The organism is Kangiella koreensis DSM 16069 (assembly GCF_000024085.1).
Taxonomy (GTDB): domain Bacteria; phylum Pseudomonadota; class Gammaproteobacteria; order Enterobacterales; family Kangiellaceae; genus Kangiella; species Kangiella koreensis.
This window is the reverse complement of record NC_013166.1, coordinates 594,569-614,348: the sequence shown is the minus strand read 5'-3', so window position 1 is coordinate 614,348 and position 19,780 is coordinate 594,569. Positions and strand designations below refer to the sequence as shown.

18 protein-coding genes are annotated in these 19,780 nt (G+C 44.2%); 5 read left to right on the top strand and 13 right to left on the bottom strand.

The features are described from left to right. Nucleotides 1-59 precede the first annotated feature (59 nt). Nucleotides 60-590, top strand: coding sequence for a hypothetical protein (locus tag KKOR_RS03055; RefSeq protein ID WP_012800543.1), 531 nt, complete (start codon nt 60-62; stop codon nt 588-590). A gap of 732 nt (nt 591-1,322) precedes the next feature. Here KKOR_RS03055 and KKOR_RS03045 read toward each other — a convergent pair. The 6 genes from KKOR_RS03045 to mpl all read right to left on the bottom strand — a co-directional run bounded on the left by KKOR_RS03045 (nt 1,323) and on the right by mpl (nt 6,306). After that, nucleotides 1,323-1,871, bottom strand: coding sequence for a DUF3313 family protein (locus tag KKOR_RS03045; protein ID WP_012800541.1), 549 nt, complete (start codon nt 1,869-1,871; stop codon nt 1,323-1,325). A 68-nt stretch (nt 1,872-1,939) separates the two neighbouring features. Beyond that, the gene (locus KKOR_RS03040) at nt 1,940-2,533 is read right to left on the bottom strand and encodes an LON peptidase substrate-binding domain-containing protein (protein WP_012800540.1); all 594 of its coding nucleotides are present in this window, start codon (nt 2,531-2,533) and stop codon (nt 1,940-1,942) included. Further along, nucleotides 2,526-3,287: an ABC transporter permease gene (locus KKOR_RS03035; protein ID WP_012800539.1), complete on the bottom strand. Its 762-nt coding sequence runs from the start codon at nt 3,285-3,287 to the stop codon at nt 2,526-2,528. The genes KKOR_RS03040 and KKOR_RS03035 overlap by 8 nt, the downstream gene beginning before the upstream one ends. Next, on the bottom strand, nt 3,284-4,216 hold the full coding sequence (locus KKOR_RS03030; protein ID WP_012800538.1) for an ABC transporter ATP-binding protein: 933 nt from the start codon (nt 4,214-4,216) through the stop codon (nt 3,284-3,286). The genes KKOR_RS03035 and KKOR_RS03030 overlap by 4 nt, the downstream gene beginning before the upstream one ends. An 87-nt stretch (nt 4,217-4,303) precedes the next feature. Further along, nucleotides 4,304-4,954, bottom strand: coding sequence for a flavin prenyltransferase UbiX (locus KKOR_RS03025; protein ID WP_012800537.1), 651 nt, complete (start codon nt 4,952-4,954; stop codon nt 4,304-4,306). Continuing rightward, entirely contained in the window at nt 4,951-6,306 is a 1,356-nt protein-coding gene (gene mpl, locus KKOR_RS03020) for a UDP-N-acetylmuramate:L-alanyl-gamma-D-glutamyl-meso-diaminopimelate ligase (RefSeq protein WP_012800536.1), read from the bottom strand. Before mpl ends, KKOR_RS03025 begins: the two co-directional genes overlap by 4 nt. Before the next feature lie 162 nt (nt 6,307-6,468). Between mpl and KKOR_RS03015 the strand changes: the two genes are divergently transcribed. Next, on the top strand, nt 6,469-7,734 hold the full coding sequence (locus KKOR_RS03015) for a 6-phosphofructokinase (RefSeq protein WP_012800535.1): 1,266 nt from the start codon (nt 6,469-6,471) through the stop codon (nt 7,732-7,734). Nucleotides 7,735-8,165: 431 nt separating this feature from the next. Here the strand turns inward: KKOR_RS03015 and KKOR_RS03010 are convergent, their stop codons facing one another. Then, nucleotides 8,166-8,777 carry an energy transducer TonB gene (locus KKOR_RS03010; RefSeq protein WP_012800534.1) on the bottom strand — a complete coding sequence of 204 codons (612 nt, stop codon included), beginning with the start codon at nt 8,775-8,777 and terminating at the stop codon, nt 8,166-8,168. A gap of 139 nt (nt 8,778-8,916) precedes the next feature. Between KKOR_RS03010 and KKOR_RS03005 the strand changes: the two genes are divergently transcribed. Then, nucleotides 8,917-10,404: a rhomboid family intramembrane serine protease gene (locus tag KKOR_RS03005; protein WP_012800533.1), complete on the top strand. Its 1,488-nt coding sequence runs from the start codon at nt 8,917-8,919 to the stop codon at nt 10,402-10,404. A gap of 28 nt (nt 10,405-10,432) precedes the next feature. Here the strand turns inward: KKOR_RS03005 and KKOR_RS03000 are convergent, their stop codons facing one another. Together KKOR_RS03000 and KKOR_RS02995 are read right to left on the bottom strand one after the other, a co-directional pair. After that, a complete protein-coding gene (locus KKOR_RS03000; protein ID WP_012800532.1) occupies nt 10,433-11,878 on the bottom strand; it encodes a B-box zinc finger protein in 1,446 nt (481 codons plus the stop codon). A gap of 709 nt (nt 11,879-12,587) precedes the next feature. After that, nucleotides 12,588-14,591 carry a sodium-translocating pyrophosphatase gene (locus KKOR_RS02995; RefSeq protein WP_012800531.1) on the bottom strand — a complete coding sequence of 668 codons (2,004 nt, stop codon included), beginning with the start codon at nt 14,589-14,591 and terminating at the stop codon, nt 12,588-12,590. A gap of 248 nt (nt 14,592-14,839) precedes the next feature. On the opposite strand from KKOR_RS02995, the gene ppa reads away from it, so the two are divergent. Beyond that, entirely contained in the window at nt 14,840-15,370 is a 531-nt protein-coding gene (gene ppa / locus KKOR_RS02990) for an inorganic diphosphatase (RefSeq protein WP_012800530.1), read from the top strand. Between the two features lie 63 nt (nt 15,371-15,433). On the opposite strand, the gene KKOR_RS02985 is transcribed toward ppa, so the two are convergent. From KKOR_RS02985 to KKOR_RS02970, 4 genes are all read right to left on the bottom strand, one after another. Beyond that, nucleotides 15,434-15,997 (bottom strand): hypothetical protein, encoded by a 564-nt coding sequence (locus KKOR_RS02985; RefSeq protein WP_012800529.1) that lies wholly within the window; start codon nt 15,995-15,997, stop codon nt 15,434-15,436. Nucleotides 15,998-16,036: 39 nt separating this feature from the next. Next, a complete protein-coding gene (locus KKOR_RS02980; RefSeq protein ID WP_012800528.1) occupies nt 16,037-16,585 on the bottom strand; it encodes an RNA polymerase sigma factor in 549 nt (182 codons plus the stop codon). 580 nt (nt 16,586-17,165) lie between these two features. Then, the gene (locus tag KKOR_RS02975) at nt 17,166-18,188 is read right to left on the bottom strand and encodes a DUF2333 family protein (protein WP_012800527.1); all 1,023 of its coding nucleotides are present in this window, start codon (nt 18,186-18,188) and stop codon (nt 17,166-17,168) included. A 41-nt stretch (nt 18,189-18,229) separates the two neighbouring features. Further along, nucleotides 18,230-18,661, bottom strand: a complete 432-nt coding sequence (locus tag KKOR_RS02970) for a copper chaperone PCu(A)C (RefSeq protein WP_012800526.1) — start codon at nt 18,659-18,661, stop codon at nt 18,230-18,232. Between the two features lie 77 nt (nt 18,662-18,738). On the opposite strand from KKOR_RS02970, the gene KKOR_RS02965 reads away from it, so the two are divergent. After that, the gene (locus KKOR_RS02965; RefSeq protein WP_012800525.1) at nt 18,739-19,473 is read left to right on the top strand and encodes a fumarylacetoacetate hydrolase family protein; all 735 of its coding nucleotides are present in this window, start codon (nt 18,739-18,741) and stop codon (nt 19,471-19,473) included. The last annotated feature ends 307 nt before the right edge of the window (nt 19,474-19,780 follow it).

Below are 19,780 nucleotides of genomic sequence, written 5' to 3'. Positions count from 1 at the left end.
GCGCGTTTTGCCCAAAATATTAAGCTTTAATTATTATTTTTAACACCGTGAGGAGATTTATGAGTATTAAAACAAAACTTTTGGTACTGCCATTAGCTACCCTATTTGCTGTCGCATCGGTTCAAGCGAACCAGCCGCCTGCTAATCAAACACCAGCGACCCCACAGCCTGCACAGGTCCAGTCACAACAAAAGGTCATGGAGATACAGACCAAGCTAGCTAATGTTCAAAAACAGGTTATTGAAGAAAACTCAGAGCTTAAACAACAACAAGAAGCACTTCAGGCAAGCTTTAACGATGCAGCCGCAGAAGCAGGCTTCCCTAAAGAAAAGGAAGAGAAGTTTGTTGCGCTTCAGCAGAAGTTACAAAAAACTGACCCAGCTTCAGAAGAAGCCAAGAAGATGCAACAACAGTTAGCTCAATACCAGAAAGAGTTCATTCAAGCGCGCACAGCGATCATGAATGATCCCGAATTACAGAAAAAACAGCAGGACTACCAATCAAGCTTAATCGCTGCGATGACAGAAAAAGAACCTAAAGTTCAAACATGGATTCAGGAATTGAATAGCATGCGTGGTGGCGTTCAGTAATAACCTGGCGGTTATTTTAGATAGAAACCAAAGCCGCTCACTTACCCGTGAGCGGCTTTTTTTTGTTTTTGTTGGAGCTTTATTAGCCCTTGGTAGAAGCAGTGCCCATGTGCCTGCCCAAAAGATCAAAGGCAGATCACCTAAAGGTACTTCCTCCGGTCGTCTGAATTCAATTCAGAATGACATGCTTTTGTGGTGTGCACTTTCTTCAAGTACTGTCATCCCGCGGCTGTGACCTCGGATGACAGATATAATTGGTAAGAACAGTGCATGTGTTACAACCTGTGCGTAGGGACAACTCATGAGTTGTCCGTACAATAGATGGTGACGCCTTTAGACCTGACCTTGGCCCACCGAGATGAATATCACAATGATTTTCCAGCATCAGAAGATTTCTTTCAGACAAAAAAAGAGCCCACCGTGAGGTGGGCTAATGGCTTGCGCATTGATAAGCTGCTTTCTATTCAGCTTCTAGCGGAATGCTAGTCTCAATAGAATTTAGCTGGGGATAAAACACAATTGCTGTGTTCATCTATGTAATAAGCATAAACCGTGCCAAAATTTTTATCTATTTGATTTAGTTGAGAAATGTTAACTGGTCGATCCGTTTTTTTTATCGTTAAAGCATTTTTTGTAAAAGATTTTGACGGTTTCTTATATTGTTTTATGTTTGTCCCAATCATCAAGAAAAAAAAGCCTGCATAATAATGCAGGCTCTTCCTTGTGTACTTATTAATAATTGGTTCTAAAGTAAAAGTTAATATCTTCAATCACTTTATTGAGCACCTGATTGTCAGCACCCCAACCAGCCCAAGCACTGGCATCAGCATAAAACTCAGGATTGCCAATCGACTTACTAGCATTAATGTCATTCATGGATACTTCCATTAAAACCGCCGACCCACCAGCCATTGCTCCAGCAAAAATTCTGGCTGCTGTATTAACGAACTTGATTTCTTTTATGTGCGGCTGGATAACCAATGTTCTTTTTCCATTTGGCACAACTTGAGAAGCATCATCCACCATTTCAAACTCTACGTCTTTAAATGTAGACGACATTAATTGCTTCAAATAATTATCCATTTTATCTCTCGCTGATTGGTTTGAGCTATGTTCAGCAAAGTCTGGAGCAATAGTGATTGGAGTTAGAATAACTCTTTCGTAGGCTCTAAATGCAGTTTCAGGTGCCTCTGCTGGGCCCTCTGGTTTTGTTAACCTTGTAGCACAAGCGCTTAGCGTAATTATCATTGAGATAAGTAGTAAATTTCTTATTGTCTTCATAAGTTCCCTCGGTTTATTAGTTATAAAAAACCTTGGGATTCTCTCAGAATATTAGAAATTTGACAATATTAAGATAACCAACCCAACATCTGGTACAGCATTGCGATACGGGTATCCAGATCAGATTCCTCTAATACCGCCTGTTTTTGTTTTTCGGTAATGGGCATGTATTCAGTTAATCGCTCTAAAACAAAGCCAAGTTCGGTCCAGCGCTCAGGCACATCCAGAATATCCACTTGCGGATGCTTGGATAGATCGCTGAGCAAATGAAGTAGCTCTGATTGATCGTCTGTCATTGCCCGTTGCTTTAACGGGTCTAGCCAGGAGACGTTGGCGGTGATGAGTTTGTCGGGCATCACGGTTTGGCTATTGATACGAAATCGCTTTTGGCCAACGCAGGTGATGAGCAATAAGCCGTTATCTTTCTGGTCGAAGTCGACGATTTCGACATAGGTACCAAATTCAAAGGGGGTTGCAGGAATGCCTGCTTCGTTGCCTTTTTTTATCAAGGTAACGCCGAAGCCTTGTTGTTGCGATAGTTGCTTGGCAATCATGTCCAGATAGCGTTGCTCAAATATTTGTAATCTGAGCACGCTGTCCGGAAAAACGACCCGCTGCAGCGGGAAAATGGGAATGACTTGATTGGCTTCCGACTTAGGCACGAAGTCCAGTACCTCGATTCAGCAGATAGATCGATAGGCTGGTCAGCGCGACAATGAATGCCAGGATGAGAACGAAGGCTACGGTGATATCAATATCCGAGGCGCCCAGGAAACCATAACGGAAAGCATTGACCATATAAATTATCGGGTTAGCTTTCGATACGCCCTGCCAGAACTCCGGCAACAAACTGATTGAGTAAAATACACCACCCAGATAAGTTAATGGCGTCAGAATAAAGGTCGGAACAATGGCAACGTCATCAAACTTACGTGCAAATAGTGCATTAAGAAAACCACCAATCGCGAACAAGACCGAAGTCAAAAAGACCACGCTGACGACTACAAAAGCATTATAGACTTTTAACTCCACAAAGAATGAAGCAATGATGGTGACGATAAGACCGGTCAATAAACCGCGTAAAACACCGCCGCCGACAAAGCCATACAGAATCACCCAATTAGATACAGGCGAGACCATCATCTCTTCGATCGAACGCTGATACTTAGCGCTAAAAAATGATGACACCACGTTGCCGTATGAACTGGTAATGACCGACATCATAATCAGGCCAGGAACAATATATTCCATATAACCGAAACCACCCATTTCACCGACGCGTGAGCCGATCAGGTTTCCGAAAATGACAAAATAAAGAGTCATGGTAATCGCTGGTGGAAGCAAAGTTTGTGACCAGATGCGAGTCCAGCGGATAATCTCTTTGGTGACAATGGTTTGGAAGGCTACTAAATTCATGACTGCTGCCCTCCCGCTTTATCTTCAGTCAGTCTCACAAACAACTCCTCTAGGCGGTTGGCTTTATTGCGCATACTGAGTACGGTAATTTCCTGTTGGCTGAGTGCTGAAAAAACGCCATTCACGCCAGCGCCTTTATGTACATCCACTTCAAGGGTCGTATCGTCGCGACGGCGCACTTCGTAGCCATCAATTTGCGGCAACTGTTCTGGTAAACCTGTGGTGTCCAATACGAAAGTTTCCATATCTAATTTAGCAAGCAGGGATTTCATATTGGTGTTTTCAACGATCTCACCATGATTAATAATCGCAATATTGCGGCAAAGACTTTCTGCTTCTTCAAGATAGTGAGTAGTCAAAACAATGGTCGTGCCTTTTTCATTCAGGTCCTGCATGAAGTCCCACATTGAGCGACGAATCTCAATATCAACGCCGGCAGTTGGCTCATCAAGAATTAACAGCTTAGGATCATGAATCAAACCACGTGCAATCATCAAGCGGCGCTTCATACCACCCGACAATTCTCTGGCCGGGCTTTTTCGCTTGTCCCATAAACCCAGTTGTTCAAGCAAAGGCTGGGCGCGCTTTTTCGCTTCTTTACGACCAATGCCGTAATAACCGGCTTGCTGCCAGATAATTTGCTCGACACCTTCAAAAATATTGAAGTTAAACTCCTGCGGAACAAGACCTAACATTTTTTTAGCGTTGGTTAAGTCTTTATCAATGTCGTGCCCAAACACTTCGACCTTACCGCCAGTCTTATTGATCAGCGAGCTGATAATACCGATAGTGGTGGATTTACCGGCACCGTTCGGCCCAAGCAAAGCAAAGAAATCACCCTTCTCAACTTCCAGGTCAATCCCCTTCAAGGCCTGCACACCGTTTTTATAGGTTTTGCTTAAATTCGAAATGGATAATGCTTTTGTCATTTGATTACCGTATTTTTGTTTGTTCAGTGCGCTCAGGCACACCTTTTATTGAATAGAAGACTGTCCGCCCTGATTAGTTGTTCAAAGCTAATTCCCAGAATAGCCCCATCTATGACCTAAGGTGTGGTCAATATCCAAATGATCAAGGATCCGCGCGACCACAAAGTCGACCAGGTCATCAATAGTCTTAGGCTCATTATAGAAACCAGGCGAGGCCGGCATAATGGTCACGCCCATTTCCGACAGCTTAGTCATATTCTGCAAGTGAATCGTGTTGTATGGCATTTCGCGCGGCACTAATAGCAATTGTCCACGTTCTTTCAGCACCACGTCAGCAGCACGCTCAATCAAGTTGTCTGATGCGCCATGAGCAATCGCACTCAAGGTGCCGGTGCTGCAAGGGCAAATAATCATTTGCTTAGGTGCGCTGGAACCACTGGCCACTGGCGCCATCCAGTTATCGCTGGAAAATGCCTTAATTTTACCTTCGGCAATGCCTAAATGTTCAGACAGTTCTTTCTCAATAACACTTGGTGCCTTGCTAACCTGCACCTCGACCTCAGTCGCAAACACCACACGGGCTGCGCTCGATAGCATCAAGTAAACAGTGTCATAATGCTGGGACAATTGTTCCAGCAAACGCAACGCATAGGGCGCGCCGGAAGCTCCGGTCACCGCCAGAGTAATCGTTTTACCTGTTTGCTTTAAACCTGTGTTCTTCAGAGAAGTTTCGCTCATTCAGCCGCCAGTTGTTGCAGTAGTTTCTGATGGATGGCACCAAAACCGCCATTGCTCATCACGAGAATGTTGTCGCCCGATTGTACCATTTCCTTGAGTGAATTCAGTATGGAATCCACATCCGGTAATATTTTCAGATTATCAAACTGATTGACCTGCTCTATCGGAAATTGCCAGTCAAACTCGGCGGGCTTATGGATAATCACACAGTCGGCACCTTTCAGCGACGCCAATAAAGTATCTTTATGGATACCAGAGCGCATGGTTGCTGAGCGCAGGTCGACAATGGCAATCACGCGCTGCTCACCTACTTTTGCGCGGAATCCATCAAGTGTCGTCTTTACCGCAGTCGGATGATGGGCGAAGTCATCATAGACTTTAACGCCACTGGCCTCGCCTTTCAGTTCCATACGACGTTTAACGTTTTTAAACTCGGCCAGCGCATCACAGCAATGGCTGGCTGGAACACCCGCATGACGTGCTGCGGCAATCGCGGCCAAGGCGTTGTTCACGTTGTGCAATCCAATCAAAGGCCAGTTCACTTCGCCCTGTTTTTGCCCCGCAAACAAGACTTCAAAATGGCTACCATCTTCTTCTAGCAACTTATATTGCCAGCCGTGTTCATCACCAATCAGCTCTTTGTCCGACCACAAACCGCGCTCAACCACATTCTGTAAATTGGCATCGTCTTTCGGGTAAATAACCAAACCATTGCCCGGTACGATACGTAACAGGTGATGGAATTGAGTTTTAATCGCTTCAAGATTGGGGAAGATATCGGCGTGATCATATTCGAGATTGTTCATGATCAGGGTACGCGGACGATAGTGAACAAACTTGGAGCGCTTGTCGAAAAAGGCAGTATCGTATTCATCCGCCTCGACCACAAAGAATGGCGATTCGGTGACCCGCGCAGATAAACCGAAGTTTTCCGGCACCCCACCGATTAAGAAGCCCGGCTCAAGATTGGCATATTGCAAAATCCAGGCCAGCATACTGGCCGTAGTGGTTTTGCCATGAGTACCCGCGGCGGCCAATACCCATTTATCGTGGATAATATTCTCAGCCAGCCATTGTGGACCTGAGCGGTAGGTTAAGCCCTGCTCCAGCACATATTCCACCGAAGGATTGCCACGCGACATGGCATTACCCACCACCACACAATCGGTATGCTCGGGGATATGCTTCGGGTCAAAACCCTGAATTAGCTCAATCCCCTGCTCTTCCAGCTGTGTACTCATCGGCGGATAGACATTCTGATCGCTGCCACTGACTGAAATACCGCGCTGTTTGGCCAGCAGAGCAATCCCGCCCATGAAAGTACCGCAAATGCCAAGAATATGAATATGCATGTTATCGATGTTGTTTCTAAGATGTGGGGATAATCATAAGCGAAGCAGAAAAATCCGTCATCTATTGAAGCGATAATTCTCGAAATAAGGTAAAATCGCGTCAATTTTGCGGCTCAATATCGAATTAGAAGCCCAATGGCACAAGCTTTACGAGGAAACACAATGGCTAAGAAAAAATACAACGCTTTTTATGCCCAATCCGGTGGCGTAACGGCAGTAATCAATGCAACTGCGTGTGGTGTGATTGAAACAGCGCGCGCGTCAAAGAACATTGGCAAGGTGTATGCTGGTAAGAACGGTATTATCGGCGCTTTACGCGAAGAGTTGATTGATACCAGCAAAGAATCAAAAAAAGATATTGCTGGTCTTAAGTTCACGCCGTCTGGTGCTTTCGGTTCCTGTCGCCATAAGTTAAAAAGTATTGAAGAAAACAAAGCTGAGTACGAGCGTCTGATCGAAGTGTTCAAGGCGCATGATATTCGTTATTTCTTCTACAATGGTGGCGGTGATTCGCAGGATACCGCACACAAAGTTTCTCAATTAAGTGAAACCATGGGTTATCCGATAACCTGTATCGGTATTCCTAAAACTGTTGATAACGATTTACCCATTACCGATAACTGCCCAGGCTTTGGCTCAGTAGCCAAGTATGTCGCAGTTTCGATTCGCGAAGCAGCTTTCGATGTTAAATCGATGGCAGAAACATCAACCAAAGTCTTCGTCATGGAAGTGATGGGCCGTCACGCAGGCTGGATTGCAGCGGCTGGTGGTTTAGCTTGCGAAAAAGAAGGCGACGCGCCACATATCATCCTGTTTCCGGAAATTGCTTTCAATAAAGAAAAATTCCTCAAGAAAGTGGATCGCACTGTTAAGAAGTTCGGCTATTGTGCGATTGTTGTTTCAGAAGGTACAGCTTATAAAGACGGAACTTTCCTGGCCGATGCAGGCACAGTTGACGCCTTTGGTCATAAGCAACTCGGTGGTGTCGCACCTGAAGTCGCCAATATGATTAAAGATGAACTTGGCTATAAATATCACTGGGCCGTTTCTGATTATTTGCAACGCGCTGCGCGTCATATCGCCTCAGCAACGGACGTTGACCAGGCCTATGCTATGGGTAAAGCCGCCGTTGAATTTGCCGATGCCGGTAAGAATGCTGTGATGCCTACCATAGTTCGCAAGAACACCAAAAAATACAGCTGGACAGTTGGTGAAGCTAAACTAGCCGATGTTGCCAATGTGGAAAAGATGATGCCACGCAGCTATATCACACGCGATGGTTTTGGTATCACCGAAGAGTGCCGCCAATACCTGCAGCCATTGATTCAAGGTGAATCATACCCGCCATACAAAAATGGTCTGCCGCAGTATGTTGAACTTAAAAACGAATTGGTGAAGAAGAAGCTTAAAACCAAGTTTAAGATTTAGGTTTCCAGCTCAATAGGTTTATAAGTTGCTTAGTAGTAAGTACATACCTTTCAATCTTGCTCCAATACCCCCTTTGATTGAGCTGAGTAGTAGTCAAGACATAGCAATTCAAAACAGGACGTTTTGAATAGTAAAATTCGGGCCAGGGATGGAACGTATTTTACGGTGCGTTAAGTGGCTTGGCGGAGACGAAGGGAGTTGAGCGTAGCGAAACCTCAATCACGGGGTGTCCTTTCTTTTCGTCCCTTTTCTTTAGACAAGTAAAGAAAAGGGACTCGCCGAGTGGCGAAAAGTTAACTATAGGAATGGTTTAATATAATCCATGGATTCCCGCCTTCGCGGGAATGACATCCCTCTATGACATAATCAAACCGTTAGGTCCTTATAGGTTGGGTTAGAGGCGAAGCCTCGTAACCCAACACTCCAAACCCTCACTCCTGCTCTAAATTAAACTCAATTTTAACCGTCTGGGCTTTAACCGACATCGGTTGCCCATTATCCATCGCCGGTCTGAACTTCCATTTCCTTAATGCAGCAACGGCTTCTCGGTCAAAGGTACGCCGTGGCTCAGCATCAACCACCTTAATATTGGATAAGGTACCACTGGTATCCACGTCATATTGCAACAAGACCCAACCTTCAATGCCCTGACTGGCCGCAATAACCGGATAGTTTGGTTGCGCCTGAAACAGCGGTAAAGCACTTCGACTGTCCAATAACTCGTGCGGAGTAGGAGCACCCACAACTTGTGCTGGGAAAGAAACATCCACAGGCTCAAAGTCCACGGTGGGAATATCTGGCGTATCAATGATTGAAGCTCGTAATGGAACGGCATCACCGGCAGATGGAGCAACCGCTGGTGGTTGTGGCTCAGGCGGCCTCTTAGTAGTTGTTTGTTTTTCAGGGGGTAATGGCGTATCAACTAACTTAATCAGCTCTTGCTTCTCCGGTTCTTCATATTCACTGTGAATCAATTGACTCATCAACAGCAGAAGCACCACTGTCACAATCAAACCTATGAAACTGGAACTTAATATTTTCATACCCTTCTCCTTTACCTTTTTAGCTTTATTGTTCACTAATACAAACGACTGTTTTGAGGAAAAGGGTTAATTTATTTTTAACAATGTTTACAAAATCAGTTAGAGTAAGTCCTTTGAGGGATATACATAATTATAAACAATGCTACTGATACCAGCCGAAAATCGAATTTCTAAACAAAATCCGCCGATTTTGACGATACTTATCATTCTCGCAAACGTTATTGCGTTTTTTTCATTACAGTCGAATGACGATGATATTTTTTACCAAGGTATAGATTTTTATATCGAGGAAGGCATGCTTAACCTTGAGCAAAAAGCGCTCGAGGACTACTCTTTTGAAGAACGAGGTGACTTGTATGACGCCTTGACTAATCCAAACATTCCTAATGAATATTTAGTACAGCATATTTTGCTCGATCAGAAATTTGCAAAATATGTTAAGTCTCGTTCAGATTACTCGGTCGAATGGCGTAAAAAGCGAGATAAACTAGAATCCATTTTAAGTGAAGCATCTCTTTTCCAATACGCATTCTTCCCCTCCGATCCCAGCATATTTACTGCCTTTACCCATATGTTTATGCATGGCGATATTGGCCACCTGATTGGCAATATGATCTTCCTGTTTTTGTTCGGCTATAACCTCGAATTATTAATGGGTCGCACAAAAATGTTCACCACTTATATCCTGTCAGGATTAGCAGCGGTAACCTTCTTCGCTATCACCACGGATGACAAGTTCGTTCCATTGGTGGGTGCCTCCGGTGCTATTGCTGGACTGATGGGAGGCTTTGCTGCCTGGTATGGATTGCGAAGTATCCGCTATTTCTACTGGGTTTTTGTGATCTTTAATTATGTTCGCCTGCCTGCGGCATTAGTGTTGTTTTATTGGCTGGCAAAAGAATTAGTACAAGATAGTATGAGCAGTGACAATGTTGCCTATATGGCTCACTTTGGCGGGTTACTTGGCGGAGCTATATGTGTCTGGTTATTGAAACTAATCAAGCTAAATCCTCAGGCAACTACCGCAGTAAGCACTCAAGATAATCCGGATATGGATAGTGACGAGCCAAAACAAGATGATTTAGCATCGCGAATGGATAATCACTATAAACAAGCGCTTGCTGCCACACAGGGCTTAAACTTTGAACTAGCTAAAACTCACTTCTATACCATTTTGCACGAACAGCCGCACAACAAAGATGTATTAGGCCGCCTTTATAATTTAGAGAAAGCATCTCCAGAGTCTTCTCGCTATGCCACTTTATGCGCTGATATTTTGCAAGCTTCGGTGCACAACGACTCACTCATGCCACTTGCCGAGCAATGTTTAAACGACCTAAAACATAATGGTATCGGCTTTAAACCCATCCCAGCCAATATACTGTTGGATTTTTCCCGCAAGCAGGTTCGCCATAAAAAAACTGAGCCAATTAAACCCATTATCTCCTTGTTGGTTCAGCACTATTGTGACTTGGAAAAGTTGCCCGATCTTCTGCTGCATTTTGCTTTTGCATCAGGTCAAAATGGTGACTGGCAAGGTAAGCAAAAAGTGCTCAGTTTTTTAAGTAAGAAATACCCCGATACTTTTGCCGGGCAAGAAGCAAAAAAAGCGCTACAGGAGAGTTAATCCTGTAACGCTTTCACTGTTTAGCAATCTATGCGTTAGGTTTAAACGACTGCTTCATATTCATGCAGATACCTAATAACCTTTCAGCTTCGATTTTATGACTGCCGTGTGGGAATTTTGCCAGTAAATTTTTCAGCAAATCAATCGCCTTATCATCATCATTCATCACTTCGGCATAAAACTTGGCTTCTGCTGAGAGCGCTTGAGCCAAAGCAGGATCCTGCTCAAGCTTATCCTGCATATCGGTAGTTAATTTTTCAACCACTGGTAATAACTTTGGATTACGAATCGCTCCAATTAATACCGCTCTGGCATTGGCATTCATCGGCTTGAAGCGTGGTTCAAAAGAATCAATTTCCTGATACAAGGCCAAAGCCTTAGGTGCATGCCTGAACAAATCTTTCTGATCATAATAAGCACGAGCAGCTTTAACGGTTGCCACCGGGTTATTACGCGCCATATTCAATTTTATTAAGCGCTCTAGCGCCAATGAGCTGTATTGAGGATTTTTGGCAGTCTCATATAGTACAGCTTCAGCATCCTCAAAACGCCCTTCCTGTATATAAACATCGGAATGGGCTAATTTTCTTAGCTCTTCAACTTGCTGTACATTCTCATTATTCATAATTTGTTCTGCATCAATACCATAACCAAGCTCTGCGTGGTACTGGTAAACCACATAACCAAACATACTAAACATCATGATATAAAAGAATGCCAAAGCACCATATATAAGTGGGTATGAAACGAATTCGGGAAGCCAGAAATAAATAGTGTTTTGTGCAAACTGTAGACCCAAACCAATTAAATACACAAATAAGACTAGCAACAAATAGGGCCAGCCGATTCCAGTGACGGTTCTAAGAAGATCGGATGGATTAATTGCCGCACCAATATCTTTTATCATTCCCAGGTTGATCATCATAGCCGGGAAGAAGAAACCTATTGCTAACCCAAAGATTAGCAGCCCCATACCGCCTGCAGAAAGAGTTATCAGAAAACCCATACCAATGAGCACTAAATAAAGGCCTATGACTTTTCCTGTCATATCATTCGAATTATTAAGTGCAACCTCATCATTACTCGGTGCATCAAACTCTCCTCTGGCCACTTTAGTTAACACACTGAATACATAAGTAATACCCACAGAAAACAACATCACCTTGAGTATTACATTGATTAACCAGACAGGAATAAAGCTATTAATAATCCCCACAACAAAGGCAATTGCCATAAAAATGCCTAGAAAACTCAGTGCATTTTTTTGGAATGGGTAACCATTAAATAGGCTTAACTTATTCCAGAACGGCTCGACATGATCGCTAATTCCATAAGAATCCATGTGGTTGCGGCACAATAAACAGCGTGGAGCATGCATGCCAGGTTCAACATCGCAACAGTCGATGCAGAAAGGAGTATCGCAGTGATTACAATGCCACAAAGCTTTTTTATGTAGATGATATTTACAGTTCATACCTATTCCTTGAACATCAATTTATAAGAATAATTGGTTTTTTATGATTATTTTTAGAGAAGCGTTTAGCACTTTAGCAAAGGTTTAGCCAAATATGAATTTTCTGCGTGTATCTAATTGTAGTTAGAATGGGCCTTCCAACATTGGGGCGGGCACAACTCGCCCTTACCGTTTATATCAAGTCATTGTTTTTGTTGGATGGCGGCTTCGCCTGATCCAGCCTTCATGAGGAGAATAACTGTAGCCTAGAAGGGACTTCGAGGATCTGTGGATTAAGATTCTGAGTATTTCAAATAGAATCGGGCAGACACATCGGTCTGCTCCTACCGAGCCTTTTACTACGAGCAAGAGACTCACCCTAAAATGTGGGAAATAGCTCAAGTACGCGGCAAAAAATGAAGCGAGCTTGGGATTTTAGAAATACTAAATGACCAAGCTCGCTGAGGTTTTTAACAACTTCTTAAGTTAAAGCACGAGCTGGAGAAGTGAGATAAATTCGTCCTCTGGCGCGGCAAATGGGCTGGTTAATTAAGGAGTTCACACGTAGTGAATGACGAAAATTAGCGAGCGCTATGCACTCACCCTAAAATGTGGGAAATAGCTCAAGTACGCGGCAAAAAGTGAAGCGAGCTTGGGAGTTTAGAAATACTAAATGACCAAGCTCGCTGAGGTTTTTAACAAAGTAATTGGGCTATTTAACCATTTTAGTTTATAGCAATGGGGCGATGACTAAAGACACGATCGCCATAACATTAATAAGGATGTTCATCGATGGTCCTGAGGTATCCTTGAAGGGATCGCCTACGGTATCACCGACCACTGTTGCTGAGTGAACATCTGATCCTTTGCCGCCAAGGTTACCTTTTTCCACATATTTCTTGGCGTTGTCCCATGCACCACCGGCGTTTGCCATCATTAATGCTAATAGGACTGCACTAACCAAAGCTCCGCCCAACATTCCGCCTAGTGCTTCGGCACCTAATAAAAAGCCTACTAATGGCGGGGCTGCTACGGCGATAACACCCGGTAGAATCATTTTCTTGAGAGCGGCATCGGTTGCGATGGCGACACATTTTTCGGTGTCTGGCTCTGCTTTGCCTTCCAGCAGACCGGTGATTTCTCTGAACTGCCTGCGGATTTCATGAATCATCTCAAAGGCTGCATCACCCACTGCGGTCATGGTAATGGACGCTATCAGGAATGGTATCAAGCCACCAATAAATAAGCCCATCAGAACCTGTGGATCACCTAAGTGTAGGACAAAGTCTTCTGCACCGTATTTGGCGTTCACGGTTTCAACGAATGCTACGATAATCGCCAGAGCCGCCAGTGCTGCTGCGCCAATGGCAAAGCCTTTACCGATTGCTGCTGTGGTGTTACCCAACTCATCTAAAGAATCCGTGATATCACGGGTTTCTTTACCTAAGCCACCCATTTCAGCAATACCGCCTGCGTTATCAGCTACGGGTCCGTAGGCATCAATGGCCATGGTAATCCCAACCGTTGCCAACATACCAACTGCAGCAATACCGACACCATAGACACCGGCCAGCTCAGTGGAGATAAAAATGATGGCTGCCAACGTTAATACAGGGATGACGACAGACTGCATACCTACTGCTAGACCTGAAATCATAACAGTAGCAGGGCCGGTTTCGCCTGATTTAGCGATATGGCGAATTGGTGCGCCTGACGTGTAATACTCGGTGACCAGACCAATAATGATTCCGCCCACGGCTCCACAAAGTACTGCCAGCCAAACATTATTCGAGATTTCCATGTTGTGCAGTAGGAAATAGGCAGCGATAACAAATAATAATGCGGCTCCTATCGTACCGACTCGAAGTGCTACTTCAGGTTTGTTGCTGGACATTAACTTGACTAACATGATCCCTAAAATAGAACAAATTAAACCAACTGACGCTAATGCCAACGGCGCTGCCATTAACACATTTTGCGCGCCCAGATCAGAAGTCGCCATAGTCGCTGCAATCGCGATCGACGCGATCATAGCACCACAGTAGGATTCGAAAATATCCGAGCCCATACCGGCGACATCACCCACGTTATCACCCACATTGTCAGCAATAACACCTGGATTACGCGGGTCATCCTCTGGGATACCGGCTTCAATTTTTCCCACCAGGTCTGCGCCAACATCGGCTGACTTAGTGAAGATACCACCACCAACACGACTAAACAGCGCTACGGACGAAGCGCCCATACCAAAGCCATGAATATAGTGAGCAGTTTCCGGATCGCCACCGAAATACCAGTAAAGACCACCTAAGCCCATCAAACCCAGCGAAGCTACGCACAGCCCCATAATGGAACCACCGAAGAAGGCTACGCTTAATGCTTCAGCAGCGCCTTTGGTGTGTGCCGCGGTAGTGGTTCTAACGTTGGCTTTAGTGGCGGTATACATACCAATATAACCTGCCAGTGCCGATGATACAGCACCCACGGCAAAGGCTAGTGCAGTATTACCTCCTAGCGGAGAAAGCCACAGTATAATAAACAAAATGCCCGCAAACAGTGCGAGCATTCGGTATTCTCGGTGCATGAAAACCATGGCGCCAGAGTGAATGGCGTTACCGATTTTCTTAATCTTGTCGTCACCTTCTGGATATCTTTTAACGACGAAATAAATGATAAAAGCAAAAGCCAAACCTATTAGGCCTAATAGTGGTGGCAATATCATGTTGTCTGTCATACATCCCCCATGCGTGTATTGATTGCTGTTTATATCTTTGATTGTTATCAGTTTTTTACAAACCTCGAATTCAGTCTATAGCAGTTTTTCGGTTTGTACAATTTTTACGCAAAATGTTCACCGATTATTCAATTTATTTTGTGAACAAAGGCCGTTATAATACGCGCCCTTCGAACATTGAACGGTCTGAATGCCACTTTGGCGCATCGTTCTTTTGGGTAAAACTCCTAACACTGAAAGGTAATACAATGAGCTTGGACAATGTAGGCCCGGGTAAAAACGCTCCGGATGAAATTAACGTCATTATCGAAATTCCAGCACACAGCGACCCGATCAAATACGAAGTCGATAAAGAAACCGGCGCTTTGTTTGTTGACCGCTTCATGGCAACTTGTATGCACTATCCGACCAACTACGGTTATGTAAACAAAACATTATCTAAAGATGGCGACCCAGTTGACGTATTGGTACCAACACCTTTCCCATTGCTTCCAGGTTGTGTGATCTCATGTCGCCCAGTAGGCGTTTTGAAGATGAGTGACGAATCTGGTGAAGATGCCAAACTTGTTGCAATTCCAACGGGCAAGCTAAGCTCAATGTATCAAGGCATTCATGAAATTGAAGAGATTCCAGAATTGTTGCGCAACCAGATAGAACACTTCTTCGAACATTACAAAGATCTTGAGCCAGGAAAATGGGTCAAGATTGATGGCTGGGCAGGTTCAGAAGCCGCCAAGCAAGAAATCCTTGAAGGGATTGAAGCTTATAAAAACAGCTAAATCGTTTTCAAGTTCCATTAAAAAGCCTGCTTTATGCAGGCTTTTTTATTTCTGGGGAATTAATCAAACAATGATTTTTTGCAGTAGCTGTCTTTCTTTCTGGTACATCTCGATGAGTTGCTGTTGCAGTTTTAAATTATTCGGTTGTTGCTCAAGCGCCATTGCGTACTGATTTTGCGCACTACGCAAATCTTTTAAGGATTGTCTCACGCCTGGGTTTAGTCCAGCTTGTGATTGGTCTAATTGATAACCCAATTTAGCGTAATATTGGCTGCTGGCTAATTCCAGGCTAGCGATGGTCATATTGAAGCTATTAGCGCTGTCAGCCGTCACCACCGCGCCTTGCTCAATGGATAAAGTATTAGATGATTGCCATGGCGAAATGGTATAGAAAGTTACTGCTAACACTAAAGCTGCCGCAACCGCCATCGGTTGCCAGAACTTGCGATGCGTTGTTTGCTTTGCCTGATGATTGTCGATATTTGTTGAAGACTGCTCAATAGCTTCTGCTTCTAGCTTTGCTCTGATCTGACTCCAACGATCAGGCGCTTTAATGGCATCAGGCAATTGCTGCAAGCGCTCTACAAGCGCTTTAGTCTCTTGCTCTGTTAATTGTTTCTCTGTCATACCATTACCTATTCAGGTTACCTTTTCAATTACGTTTAACTATCGTTCTAACTGTTCTTTGAGCAATACTCGTGCACGGCTTAAATGCGCCTTGCAGGTTCCGCTGGCGATGCCTAATGTGTCCCCCACTTCTTCGTGGGTCATGCCCATAAGATCATGCAGCAATAACACATTTCTGGCTTGCGCCGGCAATTTAACAATCGCCTTTTCTAAATCAATCTGTTGCGGATGATGCGTTTGCGACAGCTCATCTTCAAAAGCCTGTTGCCAGTCCTGGTCCGCATATATCTCAATATGGTTCTTGCGCTGTTCGTTTAGCACCACATTGACGGCAATGCGGTAAACCCAGGTGCTGAATTTACTGTTGCCTTCAAAACTTGGCAGCGCCTGCCAGGCTTTGATAAACGCATCTTGCATATGCTCTTCAGCTAAAGCCGGACGTCCCGTCATCCGCACACACAGCAAATAAATCTTATGACTGAACAACCGATATAAACTCTCAAACGCCTGCATATCGCCCTGCTTCGCTAAAGCGACCAGCTGAGCTTGGTTATCTGCGTCCTGTTGTTCTATAGGTTGTGCTTGCAAGGTTATGATTATCGCTGTCTTTAATCATTAGACGCCCAGTTTAGCAAAAGGGTTTAGTCATGGACTATTAATCTTTTGCGCTATTTAGAAGGATATCTAAGTCGTATTGCTTCAAATATAGGATGGGGGCACCCAAGAGTACAGACCGAGCGGAGCCTGCCCTCTGGGTGCAACGTCAGTGTAACTCATCAGTCTAAGCCGTCATGATACTGCTTTCAGCCGCTTAGCTTTCCTTTAGACAAGGCGTACTTGCGCCAAGTGTAGTTTGTCTACACTAAGCAAGTACAACACAGTATAAAGAAAAGCTAAGCGCTGAAAGAAAAAAAGGCCCTTGGGGAAGGGCCTAAATGGGGATGTCATATTCTCTTATTAGTGAAGAAATAAGAGAGTGACTTACTTTCTACAGGGGTAAAAGCTGAGCAATACAAACAGATTCGGAAGTGTTAGGAGGGTAACTCCTGAAACAACCTGTATTTGCTCGTTTCAGGAGTTATTATGCGGCTTTAGAGGTAATTAATAAAATTGATAGTCTTTATACATCTAATAGGTTTAAACTATAATCTATAGCTTAAACCTATCTCTAACCACCTTTCAATAGGTCAATCAAATCGATGGTTGCAGCATTAGCACGAGAAATATACGAAGACATCACCAGTGAATGATTCGAAAAGAAGCCAAACTCATCACCATTCAGAATCATTGGGCTCCAGATAGGCTCCTGAGTCGCTTCCAGTTCCATGATGATTTGCTGGAAACTAGTGCGAGCATTCTTGTCTTCCAGTACATGGGCAAAGTCTTTCTCGATTGCTTTGAGTAATTGAATCTGCGCCCAGGTCGCACCACGCGCTTCCCAGAACACATCGTCAATCTCCATCCACGGCGTTGTCACCGTAACAATCGAGCTGGACGGTGTGGATTGCTCTGCTGAGGCATCATTGGCCAAATCGGTATTGATTCTGGAACGGCCTACACTGGCACTCAGTCTTTGCGACAATCCACCCAATCTTTTACTGACCAGATATAGCCAGGAGCGGAGGTTATCAGAGCGAGCGTAAAACTGAGTATTGGAGTCCTGCGGATCAGCCAGACGATCACGGTACTCTCTTAACAACTTAACACCTTTGCGATATTCGCGTTCCGCACGGGGAAACATCCACTTTCTGTGATCAATATTAAAAGCTGGTTCGGCAAATTTTAGGGCTTCATCTTCTAGCGACTGTGATTGAGAGCGGCTAATATCGTTGCGAAGCACTTGAGCTATATCACGAATCTGTACCAGAGCACCAAACTCAAAAGCTGGCATATTATCCATAAAGACACTCGGCGGCATGATGTCATTACTTAAAAAACCACCGCTTTTATTCAGTAGATTTTCAACAATTTGCGCAGTCGTTTCAACCGTCACATAGCCACGGGGAGCCTCTCCTGAGTAACTTTGCTGTATAGTATTAATATCTACGGGCTCAGGTTCAGAGCTCCAGACAAAAATAAACACCAACATCAGCACAAGTAGCACGATAATGGTGGCCAAAACCGCCGACCATTTTTTGCGACCGCGCCCGTTACCCGTTACTTCATCCAGCTCAATATTAGATTCACTCATGCTTAATCTTTCCCTATCAATTAATCGATGCTACCGCTTATTTAATTAGCTTGACGAACTTTAAAGGCAACCTCAAGAGGCTCCCTATCCTTAAAATGTAAACGAATATTATAGCTTTCGCCGTCAACCAGCGGTTCTTTTACACCCATAATCATGATGTGTTTGGCGCCAGGCTGAAAAATCAGCTTATCCTCAATCACTAGCTCGTCCAGATGCTGCATTTTAGCCATACCATCGACCACTTTAGACTCGTGTAGCATGGCATGCCTGGCCCAGTCTAAGGACACATCTTCTAACACAATCGGCGAGTTCGTATTGTTTTTAATGGTCACAAACCCAGCGGTGCTTTTAACACCTTCCGGCATCAGGCGCAGCCATGGGTCCTGTATTTCTATATCAGGCTTAGGCGAACAGCCAGATAAGATGGCGAGAGTGAGCAATGCTAATAACGATAGGATCTTTAAAGAATTCATAATGCTGCTTAAATTGGAAAATTTGACGCGATACGAGTATTGTACTGACAAACTCTTTCTAACTCTATGACCAACTTATGAAGAACATTATCGAGCCCGCTCCAATTCCGATGATTCCAGTGATCAATGTTATTGATTCAGACAACGATGAGGGCTTCTCTACTGGTTCAGAGCCGATTTATGACAGTCAATTTCCTGTAAGACGAATCTATTGCGTTGGCCGCAATTACGCCGCTCATGCACGCGAAATGGGTTTTGATGACAGAGAGCCACCTTTTTTCTTCAGCAAACCTGCAGACTCGATTGTAGTGAATCCTAAAAGACTGCCCTATCCTAAAATGACCAATGATTTACATCACGAAGTGGAACTGGTTGTTGCCATTGGCGAGCCTGCAGAATCGGTAACCGTCGAGCAGGCTGAACAGTGCATTTTGGGTTATGCATTAGGCATTGACCTGACCAAACGTGATTTACAGACAGAAGCCAAGAAGAAAGGACTTCCGTGGGAGTTAGCCAAAGGATTTGATCGCAGCGCTCCGATAAGCTCCATTATTCTAAAAGATGAGTTAGGGTTAATTACCTCTGGCAAAATATCCTTATCCGTTGACAATGAAGTGAAGCAGTCTGCGGATATCAGCGATATGATTTGGTCGGCTTCAGAAATCATCAGCGAACTGTCAAAACACATAGCACTGCAACCTGGTGATTTGATATTTACCGGAACACCCGAAGGCGTTGGCCCAATCCAGAAAGGTCAGTTAGTGCAAGCGGAAATGCTGAATCGCTTGAAACTGGCATTTACGATTGTTTGATGAGTTAACAGTAGTCAGATTCTTTTGTAAGGGCGGTTCATGAACCGCCCTTTTTTGTTTCTGAAAAGACTAAGAGCAGATTCTGACTTTCGTCAGAATGACATGTCTTTTATAGTTTTCTAACTTGTAATTATCCGGGTACTTTCAAAGCAAGAACGGTATTTGGATTTACACCCAAAGATATGGCGCCAGCCCAGAGGTTTGTCATTCTGACGAAAGTCAGAATCTGCTCTTAAAATTCACCAGCTATCTAGCAATATGCTTCAATGAAAGGTAAATATATCTTATGGTTGTTGGAAGACGGCTA